At 61.6% G+C, this 26704-nt stretch carries 25 protein-coding genes; 12 read left to right on the plus strand and 13 right to left on the minus strand.

Annotated features, from left to right (window positions below; genetic code table 11):
* The first annotated feature begins 119 nt into the window (after nucleotides 1–119).
* Together ACNPN0_RS01955 and ACNPN0_RS01960 are read left to right on the plus strand one after the other, a co-directional pair.
* On the plus strand, nucleotides 120–1661 hold the full coding sequence (locus ACNPN0_RS01955) for a DEAD/DEAH box helicase (RefSeq protein ID WP_133833560.1): 1542 nt from the start codon (nucleotides 120–122) through the stop codon (nucleotides 1659–1661).
* A gap of 191 nt (nucleotides 1662–1852) precedes the next feature.
* Nucleotides 1853–2326, plus strand: a complete 474-nt coding sequence (locus ACNPN0_RS01960) for a small multi-drug export protein (protein ID WP_105657003.1) — start codon at nucleotides 1853–1855, stop codon at nucleotides 2324–2326.
* An 82-nt stretch (nucleotides 2327–2408) separates the two neighbouring features.
* Here ACNPN0_RS01960 and ACNPN0_RS01965 read toward each other — a convergent pair whose 3' ends face one another.
* Nucleotides 2409–2627 (minus strand): PLD nuclease N-terminal domain-containing protein, encoded by a 219-nt coding sequence (locus ACNPN0_RS01965; RefSeq protein WP_105657002.1) that lies wholly within the window; start codon nucleotides 2625–2627, stop codon nucleotides 2409–2411.
* A gap of 249 nt (nucleotides 2628–2876) precedes the next feature.
* On the opposite strand from ACNPN0_RS01965, the gene dnaK reads away from it, so the two are divergent.
* The 4 genes from dnaK (at nucleotide 2877) to ACNPN0_RS01985 (ending at nucleotide 6927) form a co-directional block, all read left to right on the plus strand.
* On the plus strand, nucleotides 2877–4730 hold the full coding sequence (dnaK, locus tag ACNPN0_RS01970; protein ID WP_105657001.1) for a molecular chaperone DnaK: 1854 nt from the start codon (nucleotides 2877–2879) through the stop codon (nucleotides 4728–4730).
* Nucleotides 4731–4743: 13 nt separating this feature from the next.
* Nucleotides 4744–5325 carry a nucleotide exchange factor GrpE gene (locus tag ACNPN0_RS01975; RefSeq protein WP_105657000.1) on the plus strand — a complete coding sequence of 194 codons (582 nt, stop codon included), beginning with the start codon at nucleotides 4744–4746 and terminating at the stop codon, nucleotides 5323–5325.
* Between the two features lie 85 nt (nucleotides 5326–5410).
* Nucleotides 5411–6385 carry a DnaJ C-terminal domain-containing protein gene (locus ACNPN0_RS01980; RefSeq protein ID WP_105656999.1) on the plus strand — a complete coding sequence of 325 codons (975 nt, stop codon included), beginning with the start codon at nucleotides 5411–5413 and terminating at the stop codon, nucleotides 6383–6385.
* Nucleotides 6386–6498: 113 nt separating this feature from the next.
* Nucleotides 6499–6927: a heat shock protein transcriptional repressor HspR gene (locus ACNPN0_RS01985; RefSeq protein ID WP_105656998.1), complete on the plus strand. Its 429-nt coding sequence runs from the start codon at nucleotides 6499–6501 to the stop codon at nucleotides 6925–6927.
* Here ACNPN0_RS01985 and ACNPN0_RS01990 read toward each other — a convergent pair.
* Together ACNPN0_RS01990 and trmB are read right to left on the minus strand one after the other, a co-directional pair.
* On the minus strand, nucleotides 6924–7550 hold the full coding sequence (locus tag ACNPN0_RS01990) for a GNAT family N-acetyltransferase (RefSeq protein WP_400341976.1): 627 nt from the start codon (nucleotides 7548–7550) through the stop codon (nucleotides 6924–6926). The two genes, ACNPN0_RS01985 and ACNPN0_RS01990, sit on opposite strands and share 4 nt — an antisense overlap.
* 50 nt (nucleotides 7551–7600) lie before the next feature.
* The gene (gene trmB / locus ACNPN0_RS01995) at nucleotides 7601–8458 is read right to left on the minus strand and encodes a tRNA (guanosine(46)-N7)-methyltransferase TrmB (RefSeq protein ID WP_133833561.1); all 858 of its coding nucleotides are present in this window, start codon (nucleotides 8456–8458) and stop codon (nucleotides 7601–7603) included.
* A 126-nt stretch (nucleotides 8459–8584) separates the two neighbouring features.
* Between trmB and ACNPN0_RS02000 the strand changes: the two genes are divergently transcribed.
* Nucleotides 8585–8995, plus strand: a complete 411-nt coding sequence (locus ACNPN0_RS02000; protein WP_448937609.1) for a YccF domain-containing protein — start codon at nucleotides 8585–8587, stop codon at nucleotides 8993–8995.
* 73 nt (nucleotides 8996–9068) lie between these two features.
* Here the strand turns inward: ACNPN0_RS02000 and ACNPN0_RS02005 are convergent, their stop codons facing one another.
* The 3 genes from ACNPN0_RS02005 to ACNPN0_RS02015 form a co-directional block, all read right to left on the minus strand.
* Nucleotides 9069–10253, minus strand: coding sequence for a TerC family protein (locus tag ACNPN0_RS02005; protein ID WP_105656995.1), 1185 nt, complete (start codon nucleotides 10251–10253; stop codon nucleotides 9069–9071).
* A 308-nt stretch (nucleotides 10254–10561) separates the two neighbouring features.
* Entirely contained in the window at nucleotides 10562–11029 is a 468-nt protein-coding gene (locus ACNPN0_RS02010) for a GNAT family N-acetyltransferase (protein ID WP_448937610.1), read from the minus strand.
* A gap of 30 nt (nucleotides 11030–11059) precedes the next feature.
* On the minus strand, nucleotides 11060–11554 hold the full coding sequence (locus ACNPN0_RS02015) for a DinB family protein (protein ID WP_133833563.1): 495 nt from the start codon (nucleotides 11552–11554) through the stop codon (nucleotides 11060–11062).
* Nucleotides 11555–11724: 170 nt separating this feature from the next.
* On the opposite strand from ACNPN0_RS02015, the gene clpB reads away from it, so the two are divergent.
* On the plus strand, nucleotides 11725–14313 hold the full coding sequence (clpB, locus tag ACNPN0_RS02020) for an ATP-dependent chaperone ClpB (RefSeq protein WP_105657087.1): 2589 nt from the start codon (nucleotides 11725–11727) through the stop codon (nucleotides 14311–14313).
* A gap of 73 nt (nucleotides 14314–14386) precedes the next feature.
* Here clpB and ACNPN0_RS02025 read toward each other — a convergent pair whose 3' ends face one another.
* Nucleotides 14387–15028, minus strand: coding sequence for a septum formation family protein (locus ACNPN0_RS02025; protein WP_133833565.1), 642 nt, complete (start codon nucleotides 15026–15028; stop codon nucleotides 14387–14389).
* A gap of 222 nt (nucleotides 15029–15250) precedes the next feature.
* Here ACNPN0_RS02025 and ACNPN0_RS02030 point away from each other — a divergent pair, with 222 nt between their 5' ends.
* The gene (locus ACNPN0_RS02030) at nucleotides 15251–15469 is read left to right on the plus strand and encodes a DUF3073 domain-containing protein (protein ID WP_105657086.1); all 219 of its coding nucleotides are present in this window, start codon (nucleotides 15251–15253) and stop codon (nucleotides 15467–15469) included.
* A 191-nt stretch (nucleotides 15470–15660) separates the two neighbouring features.
* Entirely contained in the window at nucleotides 15661–16551 is an 891-nt protein-coding gene (locus ACNPN0_RS02035; RefSeq protein WP_133833708.1) for a Sir2 family NAD-dependent protein deacetylase, read from the plus strand.
* A gap of 245 nt (nucleotides 16552–16796) precedes the next feature.
* Here the strand turns inward: ACNPN0_RS02035 and purM are convergent, their stop codons facing one another.
* The 4 genes from purM to ACNPN0_RS02055 form a co-directional block, all read right to left on the minus strand.
* Nucleotides 16797–17939 carry a phosphoribosylformylglycinamidine cyclo-ligase gene (gene purM / locus ACNPN0_RS02040; RefSeq protein ID WP_332485915.1) on the minus strand — a complete coding sequence of 381 codons (1143 nt, stop codon included), beginning with the start codon at nucleotides 17937–17939 and terminating at the stop codon, nucleotides 16797–16799.
* Nucleotides 17940–18018: 79 nt separating this feature from the next.
* Complete coding sequence (purF, locus tag ACNPN0_RS02045; protein WP_105656990.1) at nucleotides 18019–19542, minus strand: amidophosphoribosyltransferase; 1524 nt, start codon at nucleotides 19540–19542, stop codon at nucleotides 18019–18021.
* A 105-nt stretch (nucleotides 19543–19647) separates the two neighbouring features.
* A complete protein-coding gene (locus ACNPN0_RS02050; RefSeq protein WP_181148810.1) occupies nucleotides 19648–19926 on the minus strand; it encodes a hypothetical protein in 279 nt (92 codons plus the stop codon).
* 52 nt (nucleotides 19927–19978) lie between these two features.
* On the minus strand, nucleotides 19979–20359 hold the full coding sequence (locus ACNPN0_RS02055) for a sterol carrier family protein (RefSeq protein ID WP_105656988.1): 381 nt from the start codon (nucleotides 20357–20359) through the stop codon (nucleotides 19979–19981).
* Nucleotides 20360–20659: 300 nt separating this feature from the next.
* Here ACNPN0_RS02055 and purD point away from each other — a divergent pair, with 300 nt between their 5' ends.
* Both purD and ACNPN0_RS02065 read left to right on the plus strand, forming a co-directional pair.
* Nucleotides 20660–21946 (plus strand): phosphoribosylamine--glycine ligase, encoded by a 1287-nt coding sequence (gene purD, locus ACNPN0_RS02060; protein ID WP_448937611.1) that lies wholly within the window; start codon nucleotides 20660–20662, stop codon nucleotides 21944–21946.
* A 15-nt stretch (nucleotides 21947–21961) separates the two neighbouring features.
* Nucleotides 21962–22867 carry a phosphoribosylaminoimidazolesuccinocarboxamide synthase gene (locus tag ACNPN0_RS02065; RefSeq protein WP_332498200.1) on the plus strand — a complete coding sequence of 302 codons (906 nt, stop codon included), beginning with the start codon at nucleotides 21962–21964 and terminating at the stop codon, nucleotides 22865–22867.
* A gap of 85 nt (nucleotides 22868–22952) precedes the next feature.
* Here ACNPN0_RS02065 and ACNPN0_RS02070 read toward each other — a convergent pair whose 3' ends face one another.
* Both ACNPN0_RS02070 and ACNPN0_RS02075 read right to left on the minus strand, forming a co-directional pair.
* Nucleotides 22953–24761, minus strand: a complete 1809-nt coding sequence (locus ACNPN0_RS02070) for an ABC transporter ATP-binding protein (protein ID WP_400341982.1) — start codon at nucleotides 24759–24761, stop codon at nucleotides 22953–22955.
* Nucleotides 24758–26581: an ABC transporter ATP-binding protein gene (locus ACNPN0_RS02075; protein WP_448938839.1), complete on the minus strand. Its 1824-nt coding sequence runs from the start codon at nucleotides 26579–26581 to the stop codon at nucleotides 24758–24760. Before ACNPN0_RS02075 ends, ACNPN0_RS02070 begins: the two co-directional genes overlap by 4 nt.
* Nucleotides 26582–26704: the final 123 nt, after the last annotated feature.

The following is a 26704-nucleotide window of genomic DNA, read 5'->3' on the forward strand; positions in this document are numbered from 1 at the left end:
CTCCGCCGGTCCACTTTTGGCAGCAGGCCTTCCTTGGCCTTGCATGTTGCGGACTTCCTCCTGGCTCGGCGAAACCCAACGCCTGAAGCAGGCGTGCGAATCAGAGAGAAAGTTTGAATATGTCCGTAACTTTTAGCGCCCTCGGCGTGCCCGAATACCTGTCGAAGGTCCTTGCTGCCAGCGGGATCGAAGCCGCTTTCCCGATCCAGGAAGCCACCTTGCCGTCGACCTTGGCCGGCGGCGACGTCCTGGGCCGCGGCCAGACCGGCTCCGGCAAGACCTTGGCCTTCTCGCTGCCCCTGGTAGCTCGGCTGGCAGATCGCCCACAGCGCCGCAAGGCCCGTTTCCCACGCGCGCTGATCATGGCTCCAACCCGTGAACTGGCGACCCAGATTGCCAAGACCGTTGACCCGCTGGCAAAGGCCGCAGGCCTGCGTACCACCGTGATCTACGGTGGTGTGGCCCAGAGCCGCCAGGAAAAGGCCATGAACGAGGGCGTGGACATTGTCATCGCCTGCCCGGGCCGCCTGGATGACCTGATCAAGCAGAAGGTCGTGGACCTGTCCCAGCTGGAAATCTCCGTGCTGGATGAAGCCGACCACATGGCCGATATGGGCTTCCTGCCTGTAGTTCGCCGCATCATGGACCGCATGCCAACCGGCATCCAGCACATGCTGTTCTCCGCTACCTTGGACAACGGTGTGGACAAGGTGGTCAAGCGCTACCTGAGCAACCCGACCATTCACTCGGTGGATGCACCCAAGGCCGCTGTGAACACCATGGAGCACCACGTCTTCGTCATCGGCAACGATGATAAGAAGGACCTGATCCGCGTTCTGGCCCAGGGCACTGCCCGTCGCATCATGTTCATGCGCACCAAGCACCACGCCAAGAAGATGGCGCTTACCCTGTCCAAGGCTGGCGTTCCGGCGGTAGACCTGCACGGTAACCTCTCGCAGAATGCCCGTGACCGCAACCTTGCTGCTTTTGCTTCAGGCGAGGCGAAGGTTCTTGTCGCCACCGACGTAGCCGCTCGTGGCGTGCACGTTGATGGTGTGGAGCTGGTTGTCCACGTTGATCCACCAGCAGAGCACAAGGCCTACACCCACCGCTCCGGCCGTACCGCACGTGCGGGTTCGGATGGAACTGTAGTGACCATCTGCACCCCTGATCAGCAGGGCGACGTTTCGACTTTGCTGAAGCAGGCCGGACTGAAGGTGCCTTTCGAAAAGGTCAACCTGAATTCTCCGGTTGTGGCCAAGGTCGTCGGCGAAGTTGCCGAGCCGGTTGCCTACGTTGCTCCGGTTCAGCAGAAGCGCAATCCTGCCAAGAGCAAGCCTGCCGGTGAAGGTGCCGGCCGCGGTGGCCGCGGCCAGCGCCCGGCGCGTGGCGCCAAGCCAGCTGCCGAAGCCCAGGGCCGTGGCGGCGAACGCCGCCGTACGGAACGTGACGGCGCTAGCCAGGGCGAGCGTCCAGCGCGCAGCGCCCGCGGTGCGAACTCCGACCGTCCAGCCCGCGGCGCACGAGGTGCCAACGCTGAACGCCCGTCGAGCCCTTCGCGCTCACCGCGAACCGGCGGCCGCAATGCCGCTGGCGGTGCAACCGGTGGCCGTTCGCGTGGCCCGCGTCGCGCATCGAGCCCAGCTGGTCGTGGCAACTAGGCGCTGGCACTAATCCTTGCGGAGTACTCCCTCGCATCCATCCCAATGGATGCGGGGGAGTTTTGCGTTATACCCGGGAAATTGCGCGTCAAAAGTTTAGCTCCGCTGATTGATCCCTCCTCGACTAGGCGATACATAGGATTGAAGCAACGAGTCGCCGATTAACCTTCACCGCTTCAGGAGCACCAGCCATGATTGAATCCCTGCAGAACTTCGCCGCGTCCTTCCCAGAGCCACTGCAATTCTTGGCTGTTGCTTTGCTAGCTGCCATTCCGCTGATCGAGTCCTACTTTGGTTCGGCCATTGGCGTGGTCATCGGTGTTCCGGTGGTTGCTGCCATCGCCACCGCCGTGATCGGCAACGTGATTTCCATGCTGTTGTTCGTCAACAGCGCCCACGCCGTGCGCAACAAGGTTCGCAAGGGCAAGGACTCGGAGAAGAAGGAACGCAAGTTCGAGAAGCTGCGCCGAGCTTTCGATAAATACGGCATTGCCGGGGTGAGCCTTCTGGGGCAGACCATCCTGCCTTCGCAGGTGACCTCGGCTGCCTTGGTCTCCTTCGGCGCCAATAAGCAGAAGGTGATCATCTGGCAGATCATCTCGATTATCTTGTGGGGCACCGCGTTTGGCGTTCTGGCTGCCCGGGGAATTAGCCTGATGGGCTAACCGGAACTCGCTGAAAGCGAACAAGCCGTCCTCGAACCAACGAGGACGGCTTGCTTTCCAGTGGCTATGGAATGCCAAGGGATTACTTGCGGCGTCCAAAAGCAAAATAGGCGATGGGGCCAAGGAAATTGATCATGCTGGCCGCTGCCCATGCCGGCTTTGGACCCTTGACTTGTTCGGCAGGGCGCTTGTACAAATCCCGCAGTGCCGCAACCATCAAGGTCAGCTCGGCAATTGCCGCAGAGGCGACCGCGATCTTTCCGCCCGGTGGCAGATCCTGGAACTTGCGCTTCGTTTCCATGAGGTGGCTCCTAGCTGCCGCTTTTCCCGCCCGCTGGAAGCGTTGAAAGCGGATGAACGAAAAATTTTTTCAGGACGGGAATTATTCTCTCACCACCGCAGTTGAAATGAGCAGAACGCAAAGTTGAGTCACCTTCGCTCAAGTTGATTTGACAGCCGAAAGTGGCTGAGTAAACTTGAGTGCAGAACGCTCAATGAGGATAAATGTCCTCAGCGTTAGTACTTTCAACCAAGGCAAAGGAGAGCCATTATGTCGCGTGCCGTAGGTATCGACCTAGGAACCACCAACTCCGTCGTTTCCGTGCTCGAAGGTGGTGAGCCAACCGTTATCGCAAACGCGGAAGGCAACCGCACTACCCCGTCGATCGTTGCTTTCTCGAAGAGCGGCGAAGTCCTGGTTGGCGATATCGCCAAGCGCCAGGCCGTCAACAACATCGACCGCACCATCGCATCGGTCAAGCGTCACATGGGTACCGACTGGACCATTGACGTTGACGAGAAGAAGTACACCGCTCAGGAAATCTCGGCTCGTACCCTGATGAAGCTGAAGAACGACGCTGAGTCGTACCTGGGCGAGAAGGTCACCGACGCGGTGATCACCGTTCCTGCATACTTCAACGACGCAGAGCGCCAGGCCACCAAGGAAGCTGGCGAGATCGCCGGCCTGAACGTCCTGCGCATCGTCAACGAGCCAACCGCAGCTGCGCTGGCTTACGGCCTGGAAAAGGGCCAGGAAGACGAGCTCATCCTGGTCTTCGACCTCGGTGGCGGCACTTTCGACGTTTCCCTGCTGGAAGTCGGCAAGGACGACGACGGCTTCTCGACCATCCAGGTCCGCTCTACCGCAGGCGATAACCGCCTGGGCGGCGACGACTGGGATCAGCGCATCGTGGATTGGCTGCTGGCCCAGGCCAAGGCCAAGGGCGCGGACCTGTCCAAGGACAAGATCGCGCTGCAGCGCCTGAAGGAATCTGCTGAGCAGGCCAAGAAGGAACTGTCCTCGGCTACCAGCACCAACATCTCGCTGCAGTACCTCTCGGTGACCCCGGAAGGCCCAGTGCACCTGGACGAGCACCTCTCGCGTGCCAAGTTCCAGGACCTGACCAAGGACCTGCTGGAGCGCACCCGCAAGCCATTCAACGACGTCATCGCCGAGGCAGGCGTCAAGGTTTCGGACATCGCCCACGTGATCCTGGTTGGCGGTTCCACCCGCATGCCAGCCGTTGCCGAACTGGTCAAGGACCTGGCCGGCAAGGAAGCGAACAAGGGCGTGAACCCAGATGAGGTTGTCGCCGTGGGCGCAGCGCTGCAGGCAGGCGTGCTGAAGGGCGAGCGCAAGGACGTTCTGCTCATCGACGTCACCCCACTGTCCTTGGGTATCGAGACCAAGGGCGGCGTGATGACCAAGCTGATCGAGCGCAACACCGCGATCCCGACCAAGCGTTCGGAGACCTTCACCACCGCCGAGGACAACCAGCCTTCGGTATCCATCCAGGTCTTCCAGGGCGAGCGCGAGTTCACCCGCGACAACAAGGCGCTGGGCACCTTCGAGCTGACCGGTATCGCACCGGCTCCTCGCGGCATCCCGCAGGTTGAGGTCACCTTCGACATCGACGCCAACGGCATCGTGCACGTATCCGCCAAGGACAAGGGCACCGGCACCGAGCAGTCGATGACCATCACCGGTGGTTCCTCGCTGTCCAAGGAAGACATCGAGCGCATGGTCCAGGAAGCTGAAGCACACGCCGAAGAAGACAAGGCACGCCGCGAGGCCGCTGAGACCCGTAACGCCGCTGAGCAGGCTGCCTACTCCGTAGACAAGCTGATCAAGGACAACGAAGACAAGCTGCCTGAAGAGGTCAAGACCGAGGTCCAGGCTGACGTCGACGCCCTGAAGGCTGCCCTGGAGAAGCAGGACAACGACGACGAGGTCAAGGCCGCGTTCGAGAAGCTGCAGGCATCGCAGACCAAGCTGGGCGAGGCAATCTACGCCAACGCGCAGGCCGAGGGCGCCCAGGCTCCTGAGGGCGAGCAGGCACCGAACGCTGATGAAGACATCGTCGACGCCGAGGTCATCGACGAAGACGAAGCCGACAAGAAGTAAGGAGTTTAGGAATATGTCCGAGGCAAAGGACCAGAACGAGAACTCCGGCCAGGAGCCGGAGAACCAGCCAGAGGCCGCCAACGAGCAGCCAACCGCTGACGCCCTGGGTCAGGCCGAGGCGATCCTGAACGAAGCTGCTGCTGGCGCTGAAGCCGATTCGGCGCAGCCGGAAGAGGCCGGTGCGGTGGAAACCGAACTGCGCAACGACCTGCTGCGCCTGCAGGCCGAATACGTCAACTACCGCAAGCGCGTGGAACGCGACCGGGCCGTAGCGCGTGAAAACGCCGTGCAGTCCGTGCTCAACACCCTGCTTCCGGTGCTTGACGACATCGATGCGGCGCGAGCCCACGGCGACCTCGCCGACGGCCCGTTCGCATCGATCGCCAACAAGCTGGATGGAATTCTGGCTCAGCATGGCCTGGAGCGCATCAACGAGGCCGGCGTGGAATTCGACCCGAACATCCACGAAGCCCTGCTTCGCCAGGCTGTTGACGAGATTCCAGCCGACCACGTGGGACAGGTGCTGCGCACCGGTTACCGCAAGGGAACCATCATCCTGCGTGCAGCTCAGGTGCTGGTAGCAACCGGCGAATAGCCACGAATAGCACAATCGATACTGCCCACTGCCGAGTCTTCGACAGTGGGCAGTGTCGAATTGGCACTGAAAGGATGGGGCCCTGATGGCAAGTCAGGACTGGATCGAAAAAGACTTTTACGCCATTCTGGGCGTCTCCAAGGACGCCAGCGAGGCGGACATCAAGAAGGCGTACCGCAAGCTTGCGCGCAAGTACCACCCGGATACCAACCAGGGTGATGCGGCCGCTGAAAAGAAATTCAAGGACATCTCCGAAGCCAACTCGGTGCTTTCGGACAAGGAAGAGCGCGAGCAGTACGACGCGATCCGCGCCATGGGCGGCGGAGCGCGATTCTCTGCTGGTGGCGGACCGGGCGGCCCCGGCGGGCAAGCCGGCTTCGAGGACATCTTCTCCAACCTCTTCGGAGGCGGCGGAGCGGGCCCACGTGGCCGCGGCGGGCAGCCGGACTTCTCCGACCTCTTCGGTGGTGGCGGCGGTTTCGGTGGCGGCGGCTTCGGCCAGAGCGCACCACCGCGCAAGGGTGCTGACCGCACGGCGAGCACCACGATTTCCTTCTCCGGATCAATTAAGGGCACCACCATTGGCCTGCGCGAGCAGAATGGCGAGGTCATTGACGTGCGCATACCGGCGGGCATCAAGGATGGCCAGTCGGTGCGCGTGCGCGGCAAGGGCCAGCCTGGTGCTGCCGGCAACGGCGACCTGCTGGTCAAGGTCAAGGTCAGCGAGCACCCGTTCTTCAAGCGCGAAGAGAACAACATCCGCATCCACGTGCCGGTGACCTTCGCTGAAGCGGTGCTTGGAGCAAAGATCCACGTACCGACCCTGGACGGGGATTCCGTTGCGGTGAAGGTTCCCGCTGGATCCAACTCCGGGCGCACCTTGCGTCTGAAGGGCCGCGGCGTGAAGACCTCCAAGGCCACCGGCGATCTGCTGATCGTCCTGGATGTCGCGATTCCGCAGAACCTCTCGGATGCTGCAAAGAAGGCCGTGGAGGACTTCGCATCAGCCACCGAGGGCGAGGATCCACGAGTGGATTTGGCTGCCAAAGCCAAGCTCTGAACCCAATAGGCTGTCTTCCCTGCCCCGTCATCGAATTGGCTGGGCAGGGAAGATAGACTCGAAGGCAATAGGGACCGAATCCAAGGTCCTTGCAGAAAGGTGGTAGAAGCAACGTGAACGGGGAGTACCTGCGACCTGTCTTCGTCATTTCCGTCGCCGCGCAACTTGCAGACATGCATCCGCAGACGCTGCGCCAGTATGACCGCATTGGTTTGGTTTCGCCCAGCCGCCAGAGCGGAAAGCAACGCCGCTACTCGCAGCGCGACGTATCACTGTTGCGCCAGGTGCAGGCCCTGAGCAAGGAAGGCGTCTCGCTCGAGGGCATCAAGCGCATCCTGGACCTGCAAGATCAAGTCGCCTATCTGCAAACCGAAGTCAATGGGCTTCGCCAAGAACTTTCCGCCGTACGCCAGGGCCAATCTCGCATCTTCGCTGCGGGCACCGCTGGAGGCGACATCGTTTCGTTGGCTAGGGGCATGCGCCCTGAACGCCGTGAACCGACCGTGACGCTGTTTACCGCGCGCCGCGCTATCGGACGCTAGATCCGTCCGTGCCGGGCCAAGCGCGCTTCCAATTGGGTGCGCGCGGCAGGCCATTCGTGCGGGAGTATTGAGAACACCACCGTATCGCGCAGGGTGCCGCTCTTTGGATCATATTTGTGATTGCGCAGCACGCCATCCTGCTTGGCGCCGAGCCGTGCAATCGCGGCGCGTGAAGCGGCATTGTGCCAGTGCGTGCAGAAAGCCACTGAATAGCAATCCAGTTCCTCGAAAGCCCGGCGCAGCAGCATGAACTTGGCAGCTGGATTGATCCCGGTGCCTTGGGCTGGCATGGCCAGGAACGTTGAGCCGATTTCCACGCGGTGATTTGCCGCGTCGATATTCAAGTAAGTCGTGGCCCCCACCGCTTTGCCGGTGGACAGGTCGATGATCGCAAAGGGAGCCATCTCGCCAGTTTCCTGCAATGCCAAGCGGCGCTGGATATCCAAGCGCATGGATTCGGCCGATGGAGTGGTAGCAAACCACGCTTCATCCAACTGGCCGTTGGCTGCGAGCTGGATCAGATCCGGGGCGTGGTCCATTGACAATTGTTCTAGCCGCACCCCGGCATAGTCCATTCTCGGAGCTTGGGCGTAGTGCAGACTTTGCGCAGAAGAAGAGGCCATGGAATCCATCCTAGGGATTCCATGGCCTCTTCAATGCTTTATTTCGGCGACTAGCCGATGCGGGTGTACGCCAGATCGAAGACCAGACGACCAGCCTTGAGCGCCTTGCCTTCGAAGCTGGTCAGGATCCGGCGCTCGAAACGCGGGGCCCAGCCACCCTGGGCATCTGTGAATTCTGGCTCGGGGTCGAAGCCTTCCATGCCCTCGCGGCGCACCTTGGTCAGGTTGCTCTCAGTGCCGGACAGATTGCCATGATGCTGGTTCTCGAAGTCCGGATGGGCTTCGAGGACTTCGCGCATTTGCTCGGCGTAGTTGGACCAGTCGGTGGCCAAGCGCAGGGTGCCTCCCGGCTTGAGCACGCGGGAGACCTTGTCCAGGAACGAGGCCTTGATCAGGCGACGCTTATGGTGGCGCGGCTTGTGCCATGGATCTGAGAAGAAGATCCAGATCTCATCGGCGCTGTTCTCGTCCAGCATGACATCCAGAACCTCTGGGGCATTGGCCTGCACTGCGCGGACGTTGGTGATGCCGAAAGACTCGACCTTCAGCATCAGCTGGGCCAGGCCCGGACGGTAGACCTCAACGGCGAGGTAGTTGCGCTCGGGATCATCCTTGGCGGCGTTGGCGATGCATTCGCCCAGGCCGGTGCCGATCTCCACGATCAGCGGTGCGGTGCGTCCGAAAGCCTCGGCAGGATCGAGCTGGAAGTCATCGGCAACCGAAGTGTCGGCGATCTTGCGGGGCGGCTCAATGACGTACTGATCGGCATTGCGCTCCCAGGCGCTGGCACGGCGGCCCTGCAGGCGGTTGCCGCGGCGCACGAAGGATACCGGCTCGGCACGGAAAAGGTCTGGGTTCCTAGGGGCAGTGCCGTGGGCTGGGCGCTGCTGCTCGCTCGATTCGCTCATGATGATTAATCCTATCCGAGCAAGCTGCTTCGATGCTTGCCGAACGGTAGGGGATTGGACACCCCTAGAAGAAAATCGGGGGGATCCCCGATGGAGTAAAACAGGCAAAAGACAGAGAATATAACCATGACTGATTTAGTGCGCGGTATTCTCAACATTATTTGGCTGCTTTTCGGCGGCCTGTGGCTGGCCTTGGGCTACGTGTTGGCAGGCATCATCTGCTGCGTGCTGATCGTGACCATTCCATTCGGCATCGCCTCGTTCCGCATTGCCGGCTATGCGCTGTGGCCGTTTGGCCGCACCGTGGTCGACAACGGCCCGGTAGGCGCGTTCTCCACCCTGGGCAACATCATCTGGATCATTTTTGCTGGTATCTGGATTGCCGTTGGGCACGTGGTAACCGCGATCCCGATGTTCATTTCGATTATCGGCATCCCGCTGGGGATCGCAAACTTGAAGATGATCCCGGTTTCCCTGATGCCTCTGGGCAAGGTCATTGTGCCTTCGGACTATTTCATCGGCGGTGTTCGCTGCTAGGCTGCGCCAAGACAGCGAATGGCTGCCAACCCTTGATGGGGTTGGCAGCCATTCGCTTTATGTACGAACCTGATCAGCTCTTGAGGTACTCATCGTGCTGGCGGTGCGCTTCGGCGACCTCGACACGGATCTTGTCCACGTCCTTGGCCTTGTCGCGGTACTTCTTTTCCATGGTTTTCACATACGCTTCTTCCTCCACCAAGGCGCGGTAGATGCGTTCGCGTTCGACCGCGTCCGAGGTGTAGCTCAGGTCGTTGTAGCTGTTGGCATGGCGGCGCAGGTTGCCGATGGCAGTCTGGGCCTTGCCTGCCTTGCTGAACAGCGAAGCGAGAATTGTCAGCACCAGGACGCCGATAATGACGCTCAGCGACAGGCCGGTGCTGATTTCAATGACCATCACGTGCTCACCATCATTGATGAATGGCAAGTTGTTCTCGTGTAGTGCATGCAGGATCAGCTTCACGCCGATGAATGCCAGGATTGCTGCCAACCCGTAGGACAGGTAGATCAAGCGGTCCAGCAATCCGTCGAGCAGGAAGTAGAGCTGGCGCAGTCCCATGAGCGAGAAGGCGGTAGCCGTGAACACGATGTAGACGTTCTGGGTGAGTCCGAAGATCGCAGGGATGGAATCCAGAGCGAAGAGAATATCGGTACCGCCGATGGCCACCATGACCAGGAGCATCGGAGTCAGGACCTTCTTGCCATCGATCTTGGTGAACAGCTTGTCGCCGTCATAGTTGTCGGTAGTGTGGAATAGCTTCTTGGCGATCCGGATGATGAAGTTGTTGGCCTCATCGGATTCGTCATCCTTCTTCAGCAGGTTGCCTGCGGTCAACAGCAGGATCAGGCCGAACAGGTAAAAGACCCAAGCGAACTGGTTGATCAGCGCCGCGCCGACAAAGATGAAGGCGGTACGTGCGATCAGCGAGAAGACGATGCCGAAGAGCAGGACTTTCTGCTGGTCTTCGCGGGGTACGCGGAAGCTGGCGATGATAATCAGGAAGACGAACAGGTTGTCGACCGACAGGGCCTTCTCGGTAATGTAGCCGGCAAAGTACTCGGCACCCATGTCGATTCCGCCGAAGACCAGCACCAGCACACCGAAAACGAGGGCCAAGCCAACATAGATGCTGGACCAGATCGCTGCTTCACGCAGCGATGGAACGTGGGCCTTGCGGATGTGGAAGAAATAGTCGAAGGCCAGAAGGGCGAGAATCACGACAATCGTGATGCCCCAAATCATAGGGGAAACTCCCATAGGGATTCCTGCTTTCGTAAGTAGCGCGCGAACGCATCTGAGTAAGTCTCTTCACCGACCCCGGGGCTGGCCGCAAAACCCGGCAGGACCATGAAGTCCTGCGTATTGACGGATTCAACGATTATGAATACTCCCTTACGTTCTACCAGCTTATCCTGATGCGATGCTTCTGGAAAAATCTTGGTCCGTGGATGTCATGATGATCTGTAATGTACTTTGTCTTTGTGCAGTTGGGTAGGCGTCAATAGCAATTCGAAGAATGCACTTTGCTTGGAGCAACGTGGGCTAGGGGCAGGAACTAGGCGCTGCTAGAGCGACTTGTGCATCTTGATGCTGGTGGTTTCATATCCAAGCGATTCATAGAGGCCGCGAGCGCTCTGGTTGAATCCGAACACATTCAGCCCCAGGGTACGTGCGCCGTGGGCACGGGCGTATTCTTCGGCCAAATTCATGGCCTGGCGTCCGAACCCCTTGCCGCGGTGCCCGGGGTCGACAACTATGTCCCAAACCCACCATGAAGCCGGATCGTCTGAGGTGTCGTGGCCGATCCAGACATAGCCCACATCGCCGAAAATGCCATGCTCCAGGGTGAATACCGCATTGGTGCAACTTGGCAATCCGGTGGGAAAGGCCCGGGTCATGGCCCGGTCTGCATCTTCCTGCGCCTTGTGCTGGGAACTGCCAGCGGCAACAAGGTCCGATACGTACTCGGCGGTACTTCGTGCCATCCACGAATGGAATTCTTCAGCGGGAAGCGGGTGGAGTTCTAATGGCATGCCCGGAGTCTACCGGTTGAGGGCGGCACGCTATTTCCGCGCGGCCAGGATTTGTTCACGCAGGATATCTGCGTGTCCGCAATGCTGTGCCAGTTCACGCAGCATATGCAGCTGGATCCAGCGCAGCGGCAGCGGTCCACGCCGGTTGCCTGAGAAGACGTCATCTCCTGTTTTGCCTTCGACTGCTTGATGCGACAGTTCGATGGCTTGGGCATATTCGTGCCGAATCGAATCGATGGTGTCGGAAGCCTCCAAGTCGAATGATTTGCTGGGCGAAGAGGCAATGCCCAGCTCTGCACGGCTCCGGCCGGTGGCTGCTTCACCGAACCAGACCCGTTCCACGAAGATCGCATGTTTCACCAGCCCGAGCAGCGTGGTCTTGGATTCAACCAACTTCAATCTGGCTTCGGCTTCACTCAGTCCGCCGGTGCAGGAAAGCAGCATCTGCCGGTGCTGATCGATGAAAACTTGGACCATATCATCGTGGGTCAGTGAAAAAATGTCTTTGGAATCCGGGTTGGCCATGCCTTATCTTAAGTCGGCAAATCGTCAGTGACAAGGTATTTTGCCTCTGGGGCAAGTGAAATGGAAAATCTTTCGAAAATCTTGCTCTAGCTGGAATACGAAGAGTGCGAGTAGAGTTGAGTTAAGTACACTCAAGTTTATGGGTTCACCCAATTAGAGAAAGGATGCGCGTGGACACCAAACTCACCACTAAGAGCCAAGAAGCCCTCTCGGCTTCCGGGATGAACGCTTCAACCGCAGGCAATCCGCAGATTGAACCTGCGCACCTGCTGAAGGCCTTGCTGGACCAGCGCGACTCCGTCGCAGTCGCCCTCCTGAAGACCGCCGGATTGGATGTCGACGCGCTTTCGATCAAGGCAAGCGCTGTCATCAACGCATTGCCTTCCAGCTCCGGCAGTTCAGTGGCCCAAGCCCAGTACTCCCGACAGCTGCTGCAGGTTGTGAGCAACGCCCAAGCGGCTGCCGCAGAAATGGGGGACACCTATGTCTCCACCGAGCACCTGCTTATCGCCTTGGCATCAGACCAGACCAAGGCCGGCGACGCGTTGCGCGAATTCGGGGCCACCCGCGAACTGCTGGTGGGCACCTTGCCCACCATCCGCGGCGACCGCAAGGTCGATAATCCGGATCCGGAGGCCACCTTCCAGTCCCTGGAGAAGTTCGGCACCGACATGACCGCCCTGGCGCGCTCGGGCAAGCTGGATCCAGTCATCGGCCGCGACCGCGAGATCCGCCGCGTGGTCCAGGTGCTCTCCCGCCGAACCAAGAACAACCCCGTGCTGATCGGCGAGCCAGGCGTTGGCAAAACCGCTGTAGTTGAGGGGCTTGCCCAGCGCATGATCGCGGGCGACGTGCCGGAATCCCTGCGTGGCAAGACCCTGATCTCGCTGGATCTGGGCGCCATGGTCGCCGGCGCCAAGTACCGTGGCGAATTCGAAGAGCGGCTGAAGTCGGTATTGGAAGAGATCAAGGCTTCGGACGGCCAGATTGTCACCTTCATTGACGAGATCCACACCGTGGTCGGCGCCGGAGCCTCCGAAGGCGCCATGGACGCGGGGAACATGCTCAAGCCAATGCTCGCCCGCGGCGAGTTGCGCTTGATTGGTGCTACTACCTTGGACGAGTACCGCGAGAACATCGAGAAGGATCCCGCCCTGGAACGCCGCTTCGCACAGGTGTATGTCGGTGAGCCCAGCGTGGATGACACCATTGCCATCCTGCGTGGGTTGAAGGAGCGCTACGAGGCGCACCACAAGGTTTCCATTGCGGACTCCGCCTTGGTGGCAGCATCCACGCTGTCCAACAGGTACATCTCCGGCCGCCAGCTGCCAGACAAGGCCATCGACCTGGTCGATGAGGCCGCTAGCCGCCTGCGCATGGAGATCGACTCGGCTCCGGAGGAAATCGATGAGCTGCGCCGCGAGGTGGACCGGCTGACCATGGAGGAGCTGGCGCTGTCCGATGAAACGGATCCAGCTTCGGTGGAACGCCTGGATGCGCTGCGCAAGGACATGGCCGACAAGAAGGAACAGCTGGACGCGCTGAACTCCCAGTGGGAAGCCGAGAAGGCTGGCTTGAACCGCGTCGGCGACCTGAAGGTCAGGCTCGACGAATTACGCAGCCAGGCCGACAAGGCCCAGCGCGAGGGCGACCTGGAGCAGGCCTCTCGCCTGCTCTACGGGGAGATCCCAACGCTGCAGCAGGAACTGGATGCGGCGGCAGCTGCCGAAGCCGATAAGGCCGATACGCACACCATGGTTGCCGAGGAAGTCACCGCGGATGACATTGCAGAAGTCATCTCGGCGTGGACCGGTATTCCGGCCGGGCGCATGCTGCAGGGCGAAAGCCAGAAGTTGCTGGATATGGAAGAAATCATCGGGCAGCGCCTGATGGGGCAGAAGCAGGCTATTGCCGCTGTCTCTGACGCCGTTCGCCGTACCCGCGCCGGCATTGCCGACCCGAACCGGCCTACCGGATCCTTCCTGTTCCTGGGTCCTACCGGTGTCGGCAAGACCGAGTTGGCCAAGTCCCTGGCTGACTTCCTCTTCGATGATCCACGGGCGATGGTGCGGATCGACATGTCCGAATACTCGGAGAAGCATGCGGTTTCGCGCCTGGTCGGTGCCCCTCCGGGCTACGTAGGGTATGAAGAGGGCGGGCAGCTGACCGAAGCTGTGCGCCGCCGCCCGTACTCGGTGATTCTGCTGGACGAGGTGGAAAAGGCGCATCCGGAAGTATTCGATATCCTGCTGCAGGTGCTCGATGACGGGCGGCTGACCGATGGCCAAGGCCGCACCGTGGACTTCAGGAATACCATTCTGATCCTCACCTCGAATCTGGGTTCCCAGTTCCTGGTGGACCAGAGCATGGAAGACGAGGCCAAGAAGTCAGCGGTGATGAGCGTGGTCAATGCATCGTTCAAGCCGGAGTTCTTGAACCGTCTCGATGAGGTCATCCTCTTCGACCCATTGAGCATCGAAGAGCTGGGCAGCATCGTCAAGCTGCAGATCGACCTGCTCGCACAGCGCTTGGCCGACCGCCGCTTGAACCTGGAGGTGGATCAGGCCGCCAGCGATTGGCTGGCCCTGACCGGTTACGATCCTGCCTACGGCGCTCGTCCGCTGCGCCGCCTGGTGCAGCGCGAGATCGGAGACCGGCTGGCCAAGGAGATCCTGGCTGGAACGGTGCAGGACGGGGATACTGTAGGGGTCACCCTGGACGAAGTTGGCGACAAGCTCAAAGTTGCCAAGAAGGCCTAGGAGCCTGGCAATGGCGAGGGCGTGAACGGATGGAATCCCGTTCATGCCCTCGCCATTTTTCCTGAACGCAGACTTAGCTGTCGGTGGTCTCCTGTGCCTTGGACGGCTCCTCTTCGGAGTTCTCCGATTCTCCATCCGTAGAGCCCTCTGGCAGCAATGAGTTGCGGACGTCGCCCTCGGACAGGCTCAGGAAGCACGAAACGGTGCGGTCGCCCTGGCCCCAGGTGCTCTCCGAGGGACGCGAGAAGTGATAGGTCCAGGTGGAGTCCAGCCCTGCACGAGGATCCAGTGACACCGATTTGCACAGGTCTTCGGATTGGGTGAGCAGCACGTTGGCTCCCGGGTACTCCTCGCCAGTGACCTGGAAGATGCCGATCAGTTGGGCATTGTGGGAGGAATCACAGGTTACGACCGTCTGCGGATCCAGTGGTGAATTGAATCCGCGCAGGCAGTCGCCTTGCTCCAACTGGGTTGGAGGCATCTCGGTGGCAACAATGCCGTCGAGGCCTGGATTCTCGTTGCGCTCCACGTTGTTCGCAGTTGGCGAAGCAGGGGGATCCACTAGTCTCAACACCACGAAAACCACTGCCGCGGCCAGTGCGAGAACGGCGACAATCATCAAGGCCCATTGGGCACTTTGACGCTTGGGCTTCTCCGGTTCTGGCTGCAATGGCGGCAAAGCCGCCTGCGGCTCGGGCAGATTGTTTTCCACCACCTGTTGAGCTCCTTCGTGGTTGGGTCGGGCGATCGCTCGCCGGCTCAATACATAGTCGTTGGACTAATCGACAGTCTAGCGGTTTCGGAGGGTGTTGCATTCAGCGCTCGCCGGTGAATCGTGTTAACCTTTAATTACGAAAGAACTGATCACATATTCGGGGGCCTTCATCTTTTCAAGGTGGACCACCTCCCGACTCTACTGAAAAGAGGGGGTCACGCCATGGGGCGCGGCCGTCAAAAGGCTAAAGCACAGCGTCAGGCGCGAGATATCAAGTACTACTCGCCGTCCACTGACCTTTCGGCACTTGAACGCGAGTTGGGCGTTCAGTCCGATCATCATGCTCAGAACACTGAGCGTAATGATTCATCGTATGACGAAGAATATTCGGAATACGACGAGCTGACTAAGAAGTACTCGGGAGATGACGAAGACGAGTAGCCTCGTCTTCTGACGCCGGGAGTCCTTGGCTCAGAGTGCCACACCTTAAGCATTGAGTGGTACAGCTCTTCAGTACATTTTGCGACAAGCCGCAGCGACTAAGCTAAATTAGCTTTTAGTCGTTGCGGCCTTTGTCGTGCCCAGTAATTGTTAGGTGGAACGTGAGCACTCCAGAAGAGCTATCCATCCAGATGGCGCATCATTCGGCCATCCGGTCGATGCAGCGCATTGTCGAGCAGCAGGCACCTGAATCCCCGGAAGCTGAAGCGCGTGCCGGGGTGCGCCAAATGCTTTCCGCTGGCGGGGTCCTGGTGGTCACCGGAGCCGGTGTTTCTACCGATTCCGGAATCCCCGACTACCGGGGACCCAACGGTTCATTGCAGCGCCACCGGCCGATGACCTATCAAGAATTCCGATTCCGTCCTGAAGCCCGGCAGCGCTATTGGGCCCGTGGCTACGTCGGCTGGCGCCATATGGACAAAGCCGAGCCTAACCACATTCACCAGCGCTTGGTGCAGTGGGAAGAGCACGGGAAACTCAGTGGAATCATTACGCAGAACGTTGACGGGCTGCACCAGCAGGCCGGATCCAAACGGGTCATTCCGGTCCATGGCGACTTGTCGATCGTCCGCTGCCTGGACTGCGGGTACAGCGAGAACCGCAATGACTTTGATCTGCGCCTGCAGGCGGCCAACGAAGGCTATTTGGAAGCCGTGGAAATCGACCCCAGCGCGGTGAACCCCGATGGGGATGTGGAGCTGCCCCAGTATCTGGTTGACCGGTTCAACATGGTGGCCTGCTTGAGCTGCGGCTCGCTGGCCCTGAAGCCTGATGTGGTGTATTTCGGCGAGAACGTTCCGGTTGAACGCAAGGAACGCATTGCGGCACTGGAAGCGGAATCCACATCGCTCTTGGTGCTGGGCTCCTCCCTTGCAGTGATGAGCGGGTACAAGATCCTGTTGAACTTCGTCAAGCGGGATTTGCCGGTGGCGCTGATTACCAACGGCCACGTCCGCGGTGAACAAAAAGCAACCTGGCGCTGGCGTGTGCCTTTGGAGCACGCCCTGAAGCAACTGGACTAGCAGGCCGGTATTTCGTCCCGCAAGGGACACCAATGAAGCGTGCCAAATGCTGCTCTGGGCACTCAGCCCGGCAGGAAGCTCGCACTGGTGCAGCACCACCGGCAGCATTGCCTGGCGCCTGGAAGCCGGGCAAGAGGGCTCCGGTCAACCCTGCATCCCCATTCGCATGGCGATGGCGTTAAAGAACCGATGCGCCGCACTGGGATCAGTGCGGCGCATCGGCAAGGAAGCGGATCCTGCGAGTACTACTTGGCGTAGTTGCCGGTCAGCAGCACTGCGCCGCCGTCAACGCCCTTGGCTCCCTGGACGTAGTCCAGTCCGGCATCGGCTGCCGCTGGATCGATATTCTCGACGCCGCCCATGACCCAAGCTCCCATGCCAGCCTTGTTCAGCAGCTCTACGGCACGATCAGCTACAGCTGGATCAACAACAGCAACCATGCCCACACCCAGGTTCAGGGTGCGCTCAAGGTCAGGCTGTGGCACGTTGCCCAGCTGGGCGATGGTGGAGAAGACTGCTGGCAGGGACCAGGTCGAGCGGTCCACACGGGCCATCAGGCCCTGGGGCAGCACGCGAGCCAGGTTGGCAGCCAGGCCCCCACCGGTGACGTGGCTGAAGCCGTGCACGCCGAAGTTCTCGCCGTCGTTCAGCTCGCCCACCAGATCCAGGCAAGCGGTGGTGTAGATGCGGGTCGGAACCAGCAGTTCCTCGCCCAAGGTCTTGCCGAACTCTGCAACTTCGCGTTCCAGCTCCCACTTGGCGTGGGCGATGACGCGGCGCACCAGCGAGTAGCCGTTGGAGTGGATGCCCGAGGACGCCATGCCGATGACGACGTCGCCGGCCCGCACGCGCTCCGGGCCCAGCAGCTGGTCAGCTTCGATGACACCGGTAGCAGCACCGGCAACATCGTATTCGTCCTCGGCTAGCAGGCCCGGGTGCTCCGCGGTTTCGCCGCCAACCAGCGCGGTGCCGGCCAGCTTGCAGCCTTCCGCGATGCCGCGCACGATATCCGCGATGCGCTCCGGGACGACCTTGCCGGTGGCGATGTAGTCGGTCATGAACAGAGGCTTGGCGCCCACCACGACAATATCGTCGACCACCATGCCGACCAGGTCCTGGCCGATGGTGTCGTGGATGTCCAGCTTCTGGGCGATGGCAACCTTGGTGCCTACCCCGTCGGTGGAGGTAGCCAAGTACGGCTTCTTGTAACCGGTCAGGAACGATACATCGAAGAGCCCGGCGAAGCCGCCGACCCCTCCGACAACGCCCGCGGTGTGGGTTGCCTTGATCGCGCCCTTCATCAACTCAACGGCACGGTCACCGGCCTCAACGTCAACGCCGGCACCGGCATAGGTGATGGAAGTTGGCTGCTGATCATTGCCGCTCATGGCAGTCGGTTCCTTTTCTGTTCTGGGCGCCGCATTTCCGGCGCCCTTTGCAACGAGATGGTTGGGATCGTGGAGGGGATTAGCTGTTGGTTTCGAACTCGGCATCAGGACCTGGCTCGCAGCCGCCCTGGTTGCTGCGCTCCAGCAGGTTCTTGCCGCGGCGCTCCTCGTTCGGCAAGGCGATCGGGTACTCGCCGGTGAAGCACGCGGTGCACAGGCGCTCGCGCGGCTGGCGGGTCGCTTCGATCATGCCGTCTTCGGAAATGTAGGCCAAGGAGTCCGCGCCGATGGAGGTCGCGATCTCAGCCACGGCAGCGCCGTTGGCGATCAGCTCGGCACGCGAGGCGAAGTCGATGCCGTAGAAGCAAGGCCACTTGACCGGAGGCGAGGAGATCTTCACATGCACCTCGGCGGCACCGGCCTCGCGCAGCATGCGCACCACCGCGCGCTGGGTGTTGCCGCGGACGATCGAATCATCCACCACCACGACGCGCTTGCCGCGCAGCACGGTTTCCAGCGCATTGAGCTTGAGCTTGATGCCCAGCTGGCGCAGGGTCTGCGATGGCTGGATGAAGGTACGGCCCACGTAGGCGTTCTTCACGAAGCCGTGGGTGAATGGAATGCCCGATTCCTCGGCGTAGCCGATGGCGGCCGGGGTGCCGGACTCCGGAACCGGGATCACGATGTCCGCGTCCGCGCTGTTCTCGCGGGCCAGCTGGCGGCCCATTTCCACGCGGGATTCGTAGACCGAGCGGCCGGCAATGGCAGCATCGGGACGAGCCAGGTAGACGTACTCGAAGACGCAGCCCTTGGGGGTGGCTTCGGCGAAGCGGGTGGAACGCACGCCGTTCTCGTCGATGGCGATCATTTCGCCGGGTTCGATTTCGCGGATGAACGAGGCGCCAACGGTAGCCAGTGCAGGCTGCTCCGAAGCAACAACCCAGCCTCGGTCCAGCCGGCCCAGGACCAGGGGGCGAACACCATGCGGGTCGCGGGCTGCGTAGAGGGTGTCCTCGTTCATGAAGACGAAGCAGAAGGCGCCTTCGATCTTCGGCAGCAGCTCCAGCGCGGTTTCTTCCAGCGACTGGCCTTCGGAACCGGCCAGCAAGGCGGTGACCAAGGCGGTGTCGGTGGTGTTGCCCTGGGCGAGTTCGCCGCGGACCTTGCCGCCTTCGGCCTGCTGCTTGGCGGAGACCATATCGGCCAGATCAGCGGAGTTGGTCAGATTGCCGTTGTGGGCCAGGGCGACGGTACCGGCCTGGGTCGGGCCCAAAGTCGGCTGCGCATTGGCCCAGTGGCTGGCACCGGTGGTCGAGTAGCGGCAGTGGCCGATAGCCAGCTGGCCGGCCATGGAGTTCAGCGTATTCTCGTCGAACACCTGGGAGACCAGGCCCATGTCCTTGTAGACGTTGATACGCGCACCGTCGCTCGTGGCAATACCAGCGGATTCCTGTCCGCGGTGCTGCAGGGCATACAGGCCGTAATAGGTGAGTTTTGCGACCTCTTCGCCAGGAGCCCAAACGCCAAAAACGCCGCATTCATCCTGCGGCCCCTTTTCGTTTGGAAGCAGGTCGTGATTTAAGAATCCATCGCCACGCGCCATGTTGGTTATTCTCTCATGTTCCAGTTGGTCGACACCGACCAAAAATGTGGTGGGTGGCGGCCAGGTGCGCGGCCGCCTGCTCTTCTAATTCAGGAGAAAAGCTGCCTAGCCTTGTAGTCCGCTGGAGTCAGTGTCCTCGGCCAGAGGAACTGCCAGATGCTTGGTGGTTTTGCGTGAGGTCACGCGATCAACAATCACATACGCCAATGCGCCGATGCCTACGCCCAGGCCTGCACCGAATATGGCGAAGAATCCGGACGCCGAGGTGCGGGTGTAATCCTGCGATGGTTCGCCAAGCAGGCCAATGATGAGACCGGCTAGCGCGCCAAGGACCGCGAAAGTCAAAATGAACGGCCAGAACTTGGGCGACGAGTGAATATGCACTTCAACACTCTGATCGGCAGAAGACGGGGTAGCGGGGTGTTGCTCCATACCCTTAAGGGTACTCAATAAGTGGTAGGTGCGCTGACAAGTCTGCCCTAAGTCCCGAAGCATGCAATTGCCCAGTCTGCAAGGCCTCGGCCCAGCCGATACGCCCAGTAGCAAGGGAAAGCCAGAGCTCAGCAGGCATTTCGACTACATTCGGAGGTGTTCCGCGGGTGTGCCGGGGACCCGCTATGCACTGAGTCACACCGAAGGGCGGAACGCGTACCTCGACCGAGTTGCCCTCGGCGCGGGAGGCCAGCTCCTCCAGCGAAAAGCGCACCGCGGTGGCGAGCACCGGGCGGGCTATTTTTCCTTGTCCCTGCGTGGTTCCGGACCATTCGCGCAGGGCCGCTCGGCCAGCGGTTTCATCAACGCGCCGTTTGATTGCCATGGGTCGATTCCACTTTCTCTCAATGACGGAGAAACGTCATATTTGCGTGCGCTGGGCATCTACTGTGGATCTGGAAAACCGAGAAATCCAGCCATGCCAACTCTAGTTCAGCCAACGCAGCGCCGGTTGGATGCCGGCATGATGCTGTGCCGAAGACTTCCAGGGGGCTTTGGGCTTGCTGGCGCCGAATTCGCCCCTCGGCCCGGTGCCAGGCGGGCGGCCAGATGGACGGGGCCTGCGGCTAATGCCTGCGCGTCATAGACGCGGTTGACCCGCTGGATCTCCGGTAAACTCGACCGGGTGAAGGTACTGGTTATTGGCCCAGGCGGCCGTGAGCATGCAATTGTCCGTGCACTGAGTGCAGACCCCTACGTCAACGAAGTTCATTGCGCCCCCGGCAACGCCGGTATCGCACAGGACGTCACTACCCACGCGATCGATGCGCAGGATCCTGCCGCAGTCGTCGCGCTCGCCCGGGAACTGGGCAGCGATCTGGTGGTCGTCGGCCCCGAAGCGCCGCTGGCTTCCGGTGTTTCCGATGCGCTGATCGCAGCGCAGATCCCGGTCTTCGGCCCGACCCAGGCTGCCGCGCAGCTCGAAGCGTCCAAGGCTTTTGCCAAGAAAGTCATGGCTGCCGCTGAGGTTCCCACCGCCATGGCCCATGTGGCCACCAACCGCGAGGAAGCCGCCAGCGCGCTGGATGACTTCGGTGCGCCGTACGTGGTCAAGGACGATGGCCTGGCCGCCGGCAAGGGCGTCGTGGTCACCGGCGATCGCGACGAAGCGCTGGAGCACGCAGAAGCCTGTTTTGCCGCCGGCGGAACCGTAGTGATCGAAGAATTCCTCGATGGCCCAGAAGTTTCCCTGTTTGTCATCTGCGATGGCAAGCATGCTGTTCCGCTGGCCCCGGCACAGGACTTCAAGCGCATCTTCGAAAACGACGAAGGCCCGAACACCGGTGGCATGGGTGCCTACTCGCCGCTGGAATGGCTGCCGGAGAGCTTCGTCGACGAGGTCATGGACCGCGTCGCCTACCCGACCCTGCGCGAAATGGAAAAGCGCGGCACCCCATTCACCGGCGTGCTGTACTGCGGCTTGGCGATCACCAAGCGCGGCATCCGCGTCATCGAGTTCAATGCCCGCTTCGGCGACCCGGAAACCCAGGCTGTCCTTGCCCGGCTGAAGACTCCGCTGGGCGGTGTGCTGCTGGCTGCCGCCAAGGGCCGGCTCGATGATGCCGAGCAGCTGACCTGGTCCGCGCAGACCGCAGTTGATGTGGTCATCGCCGCCGAGAACTACCCGGACACCCCGGTCAAGGGAGCGGTGATCTCCGGGCTGGAGGCAGCCAACGGAATTGACGGCGTGCACGTGATGCATGCCGGAACTTCCGCGGATGCTGAAGGGAACATCATTGTTTCCGGTGGCCGCGTACTGGCCGTGGTGGGCCTGGGCGATGGCCTCGCCGCGGCCCGCGCCGCAGCGTACGCCGGGGTTGCCGAGATCAGCTGGGACGGTGCCCAGTCGCGCACCGACATTGCGTTGAAGGCCGAACGCGGCGAAATCGCCATCGCCAACGAAAGCAAGTAGAGGACTACAGAACTCATGGCAGGATTCCAGACTGAAGTGCTCGACCTAGAAGGTTGGGACCATTACTACTCGGGCAAGGTACGCGACCTGTACGTGCCTGCGGGCGCCAGCTTCGAAGGCACCGACCGTGTCCTCGTGGTGGCCTCCGACCGCATCAGCGCCTACGACTTCGTGCTGGCCAGCGAAATCCCGGACAAGGGCAAGGTGCTGACCCAGCTCAGCCTCTGGTGGTTCGAGCAGCTGGGCGACTTCGCCAACCATGTCATCTCCACCGATGTTCCAGCCGAGGTGGCCGGACGCGCGATGGTGTGCAAGAAGCTGGAGATGTACCCGATCGAGTGCATCGCCCGCGGATACCTGACCGGATCGGGCCTGGCCGAGTACAAGGCCTCGCAGACCGTGTGCGAGCTGCCACTGCCGGCAGGACTGGTGGATGGCTCGCGCCTGGAACCGGCGCTGTTCACCCCATCGGCCAAGGCCGAGGTGGGGGAGCACGACGAGAACATCTCCTTCGAGCAGACCGTGGAACGCGTTGGCGCCGAAGTTTCCGAGGCGCTGCGGGAGAAGACCGTGGCCCTGTACGAGCAGGCCGAGCAGATCGCCCGCGCGCGCGGCATCATCCTGGCCGATACCAAGGTGGAGTTCGGAGCTGATCCGGCCACCGGCGAGATCACCCTGGGCGATGAGGTGCTGACCCCGGATTCCTCGCGTTTCTGGGATGCCGAATCCTACAAGCCGGGCCAGGCGCAGGCCAGCTTCGACAAGCAGTTCGTCCGCGACTGGCTGACCTCCGCCGAATCGGGTTGGGACAAGAACTCGGGCGAAGAACCGCCTCAGCTGCCAGCCGGAATCATCGAGAAGACCCGTGCCCGCTACATCGAGGCCTACGAACGGCTCACCGGCCAGGTCTTCAGCGCCTAGGCGCAGGCGAAGAACAACCACGCACGGCAAAGCCCTCCGCTGATCGAAGTGATCTGCGGAGGGCTTTGCGCTGTCCTGGACGGGATCAGACCAGCGAGTCCTTCCACGCCTTGTGCAGGGCCGCGAAGCGCCCCTCATCGGCAATCAGCTGCGCTGGGGTGCCGTCCTCGGTGATCTTGCCATCGTGGACCACCAGCACGCGGTCCGCGATCTGCACGGTGGACAGGCGGTGCGCGATGATCAGCGCGGTGCGGTTGCCCAGCAGGGTTTGCAGTCCGCGCTGCACTGCCCGTTCCGAAGGGATATCCAGGGAGCTGGTGGCCTCATCAAGGATCAGCACCGCAGGATCGGCAAGGAAGGCGCGGGCAAAGGAAATCAGCTGGCGCTGGCCGGCCGAGACCCGTCCGCCTCGCTTGTTCACGTCGGTGCCGTAGCCCTCAGGCAGATCCAAGATGAACTCGTGGGCGCCGACCGCACGGGCGGCGTACTCGATATCCTCCGGCGAGGCGCCCGGCCGGCCCAGCGCGATGTTCTCGGCCACCGATCCGGAGAAGAGGAACGCCTCCTGGGTGACCATCACCACGTGCTGGCGCAGTTCCTTGTTCGACAGCTCGTTGATCGGCACCGAATCCAGTTCCAAGGTGCCCGAACGCAGGTCGTAGAAGCGGGCAATGAGCTTGGCCAGCGTGGACTTGCCGGCACCGGTCTGGCCTACCACGGCCACCGTTTGGCCCGCCGGGATCCGCAGGTCGAATTCCTCCATGATCACCGGGCCCTCGCCGTAGCCGAAGACCGCATCCTTGAAGACCAGCTCGCCGGCCACCTTGCGGATGGTGCGAGGGGCCGCAGGCTCGCGCACCGTCGGTTCTTCCTCCAGCAGCCCCGAAACCTTCTCCAGGGCGGCGGTGGCCGACTGCAGCGAGGAATAGAACATGGCGATCTGCTCGACTGGCTGGAACAGGCGCTTGGAGGCCAGCAGGATGGCCACCATCGCACCGACCTGCATGGTGCCGTCGATGATGCGGAATCCGCCGTAGGCGAGCAATGCCGCCACCGTCAGGTTGCCGATCAGGACCAGTCCCGGCTGCAGGACGCCGAAGAGGTTGAAGGAACGCACCGAGTTCACCCGGTACTGCTCCGCGAGATCCGAGTAGTTCGCGTCGTTGGCTTCCTCGCGGCGGAAGGCCTTGACCGCGCGGATGCCGGTCATGGTTTCCACGAAGGTGGAGATGACCTTGGCCGAGACCACGCGGGATTCGCGGTAGAGCAGCTCGGAGCGGCGCTGGTACCAGAAGAAGAGGATCGCTACCGGAAGGACGGCCACGCAGACCACCAGGCCGCTGCGCCAGTCGAGGAAGAAAATCGAGACCAGGGTGAAGACCACGAACACGCAGGAGGAGGCCAGTTCCGAGACGCCTTGATCGAGCAGCTCGCGCAGCGTTTCCAGATCGGAGGTCTGCCGGGAAATGATCCGCCCGGAGGTGTAGTTCTCGTGGAATTCGAGGCTCAGCCGCTGGGTATGGCGGAAGACCTGCTGGCGCAGATCCAGGAGCATCGCCTGGGAGATCTTCGCCGCGCTGGTGATGTACCAGGAGAGCAGCACACCGCTGAGCACGGCGCACACGATGTATCCGGCCCCGGTCATCCCCAGGGCACCCCAGTTGCCTTCGCGCACCTGCGGCAGGGTCCAGTCGATCGAGAAGGCGATCAGCACCGGAAGCAGCACGCGTGCCGCGTTGGAGAACAGCACCAGCACCACGGTGAGGACGAAAAGCTTCTTCTGCGGCACGGCCAGCGAGGCCAGCAGCCGGAAGGAACGTTGCCGCACGACCTTGCGTTCGGCGGCAGAGAGCTTGATGGCGTCTTCATTGGCGACGCCCAGTGGCTTGCTCATCGGGAGACCTCCACGGTGGCTGGCTGGTCTTCGTCATCCAGGCTGGCGATGACGAATCGGTAATGCTCATTGGTGCTCAACAGGTGGGCGTGGCTTCCCACCGCGTCGATGCGGCCATCGCGCAGCAGCGCCACGCGGTCGGCGAGCATCACGGGCGAGGGCCGGTGGGCCACGATCAGCGTGGTGGTTCCGGCCAGGACTTCGCGCAGCCTCTCGGTGACCAGTTCCTCGGTGCGCACATCCAGGGCGGACAGCGGATCGTCGAGGACCAGCACGCTCGGGCGCGCTGCGATGGCGCGGGCCAAGGCGATGCGCTGGCGCTGCCCGCCCGATAGCGACAGGCCTTCCTCGCCGATCAAGGTGTCTACCCCTTCGGGCAACGCGTAGGCAAACTGCGCCTGGGCGACGTCCAGGGCTTCGGCGAGCAGGGCTTCGCGCTGCTGCTCATCCAGGCTTTCCGGGGCGCCGAGCAGCACGTTGCCGCGGATGGAGGTGGAGAATAAGGTGGTGTCCTCGAAAGCCACGGCGATCTCGGTTCGCAGTTCCTGGAGGTCCCAGTCCTTGACGTCCTGTCCGTGGATGAGCACCTCGCCGGAGGTCGCTTCATGCAGGCGCGGAACCAGGTTCAGCAAGGTGGACTTGCCCGAACCGGTGATGCCGACAAGGGCCATGGTTTCCCCGGGACGGATCTCCAGATTGATGTCGGCCAGGATCGGCCGGTGGGTACCGGCGGTATCCGGGTAGGCGAAGCGCACATGCTCCAGCTTCACGCTGCCATCGCGTTCTGCAGGGACCCGGGGCTGCGCGGGGGAATCGATGTCATTGATTGAATCCATGACCTCGAAGTGGCGGTCCAGCGCAGTTTTGGTGCTCAGTGTCATGCCCAGCAGCATTCCCATGCCCTCGACGGGGCCGGCGATGACCGCGGCGATGGCGAAGTAGGCCACCAGCGAGCCGACGCTCAGCGTGCCGTTGGCGACCTGGGCAATGCCGATCAGCAGGCCGATGCCCAGAATGGTTTCAGGCACCGCAACGACGGTGAGCAGGAAGCTGGCCAGCGTCTTGGCCTTGGTTATTTCGGTTTCCTGCAGGGACTTTGCCTGGGCGCTGAAGCCCGCGTAGACATGCGGCCCGCGGCCGAAGGCCTTGATGACGCGGATGCCGTGCACTGATTCTTCCACCGCGGTGGCCAGGTCCCCAGCCTGGTCCTGGCTGCGGCGGCTGGCGGCCCGGTAGTCGTTGCGGAAACGGTAGGCCTTGATGGCAATCGGGATAGATCCCAGCAGGTAGAGCAGTCCCAGGATCCATGAATGGGTGAACATCAGCACCAGCCCGGTGATGACGGTGACGGTTTCAACAACCAGCATCATCGCGCCGAACGCGAGCCAGCGGCGCAACAAGGAGAGATCCGACATGGAGCGGGAGAGAAGCTGCCCCGAGCCCCAGCGTTCGTGGAACGCCACGGGCAGGCGCTGCAGGTGCTTGTAGAAGCGGATGCGCATCTGCGCTTCAAGGCCTGCTGCGGGATTCAGCACGAATTGGCGGCGCAGGAAGATCAGCAGGGCTTCGACAAGGCCCAATGCGGCAACGATGCCAACAGAGAGCCACACCTCCGAGGCTGCCCCATCACGATGCAGGACGACATTGACCAGCCAGGCGAGCACCTGGGGGATGGCCAGCGCGACAATTCCGGCGCCGAGCGCGCAGAGGAAACCGCAAAAGAGCCGGGGGAAGATCGGCTTGACGAATGGAGCAAGCCGTTTCAGTGTTGCGGAGAGCGGGACCGGATCTTTCGAACCGGCCTGTTGAGCTTGAGCCACGGTACCCCGCATTCGTCCAGAAGTTTGACAGAGTTACAGACTACCGGCAGTAGTTGGGATAATTCAATCAATAGGCAACTATTGGAAAGAAGTGCTTCACATTGGAGGCAAATAATCCCCGGT

The sequence above is a fragment of the Glutamicibacter sp. AGC84 genome (genome assembly GCF_053543575.1).

Coding starts and splice junctions, on each gene's coding strand:
- ACNPN0_RS01980 (WP_105656999.1), top strand. CDS start 5,411: ATGGCAAGTCAGGACTGGATCGAAAAAGACTTTTACGCCATTCTGGGC.
- ACNPN0_RS02070 (WP_400341982.1), bottom strand. CDS start 24,761: ATGAGCAAGCCACTGGGCGTCGCCAATGAAGACGCCATCAAGCTCTCT.
- ACNPN0_RS02030 (WP_105657086.1), top strand. CDS start 15,251: ATGGGGCGCGGCCGTCAAAAGGCTAAAGCACAGCGTCAGGCGCGAGAT.
- dnaK (WP_105657001.1), top strand. CDS start 2,877: ATGTCGCGTGCCGTAGGTATCGACCTAGGAACCACCAACTCCGTCGTT.
- ACNPN0_RS02035 (WP_133833708.1), top strand. CDS start 15,661: ATGGCGCATCATTCGGCCATCCGGTCGATGCAGCGCATTGTCGAGCAG.
- purF (WP_105656990.1), bottom strand. CDS start 19,542: ATGGCGCGTGGCGATGGATTCTTAAATCACGACCTGCTTCCAAACGAA.
- ACNPN0_RS02010 (WP_448937610.1), bottom strand. CDS start 11,029: ATGCCATTAGAACTCCACCCGCTTCCCGCTGAAGAATTCCATTCGTGG.
- ACNPN0_RS02005 (WP_105656995.1), bottom strand. CDS start 10,253: ATGGGAGTTTCCCCTATGATTTGGGGCATCACGATTGTCGTGATTCTC.
- ACNPN0_RS01960 (WP_105657003.1), top strand. CDS start 1,853: ATGATTGAATCCCTGCAGAACTTCGCCGCGTCCTTCCCAGAGCCACTG.
- trmB (WP_133833561.1), bottom strand. CDS start 8,458: ATGAGCGAATCGAGCGAGCAGCAGCGCCCAGCCCACGGCACTGCCCCT.
- ACNPN0_RS01965 (WP_105657002.1), bottom strand. CDS start 2,627: ATGGAAACGAAGCGCAAGTTCCAGGATCTGCCACCGGGCGGAAAGATC.
- ACNPN0_RS01955 (WP_133833560.1), top strand. CDS start 120: ATGTCCGTAACTTTTAGCGCCCTCGGCGTGCCCGAATACCTGTCGAAG.
- ACNPN0_RS02015 (WP_133833563.1), bottom strand. CDS start 11,554: ATGGCCAACCCGGATTCCAAAGACATTTTTTCACTGACCCACGATGAT.
- ACNPN0_RS01990 (WP_400341976.1), bottom strand. CDS start 7,550: ATGGCCTCTTCTTCTGCGCAAAGTCTGCACTACGCCCAAGCTCCGAGA.
- purM (WP_332485915.1), bottom strand. CDS start 17,939: ATGAGCGGCAATGATCAGCAGCCAACTTCCATCACCTATGCCGGTGCC.
- ACNPN0_RS02000 (WP_448937609.1), top strand. CDS start 8,585: ATGACTGATTTAGTGCGCGGTATTCTCAACATTATTTGGCTGCTTTTC.
- ACNPN0_RS02055 (WP_105656988.1), bottom strand. CDS start 20,359: ATGGCAATCAAACGGCGCGTTGATGAAACCGCTGGCCGAGCGGCCCTG.
- ACNPN0_RS02065 (WP_332498200.1), top strand. CDS start 21,962: ATGGCAGGATTCCAGACTGAAGTGCTCGACCTAGAAGGTTGGGACCAT.
- ACNPN0_RS01975 (WP_105657000.1), top strand. CDS start 4,744: ATGTCCGAGGCAAAGGACCAGAACGAGAACTCCGGCCAGGAGCCGGAG.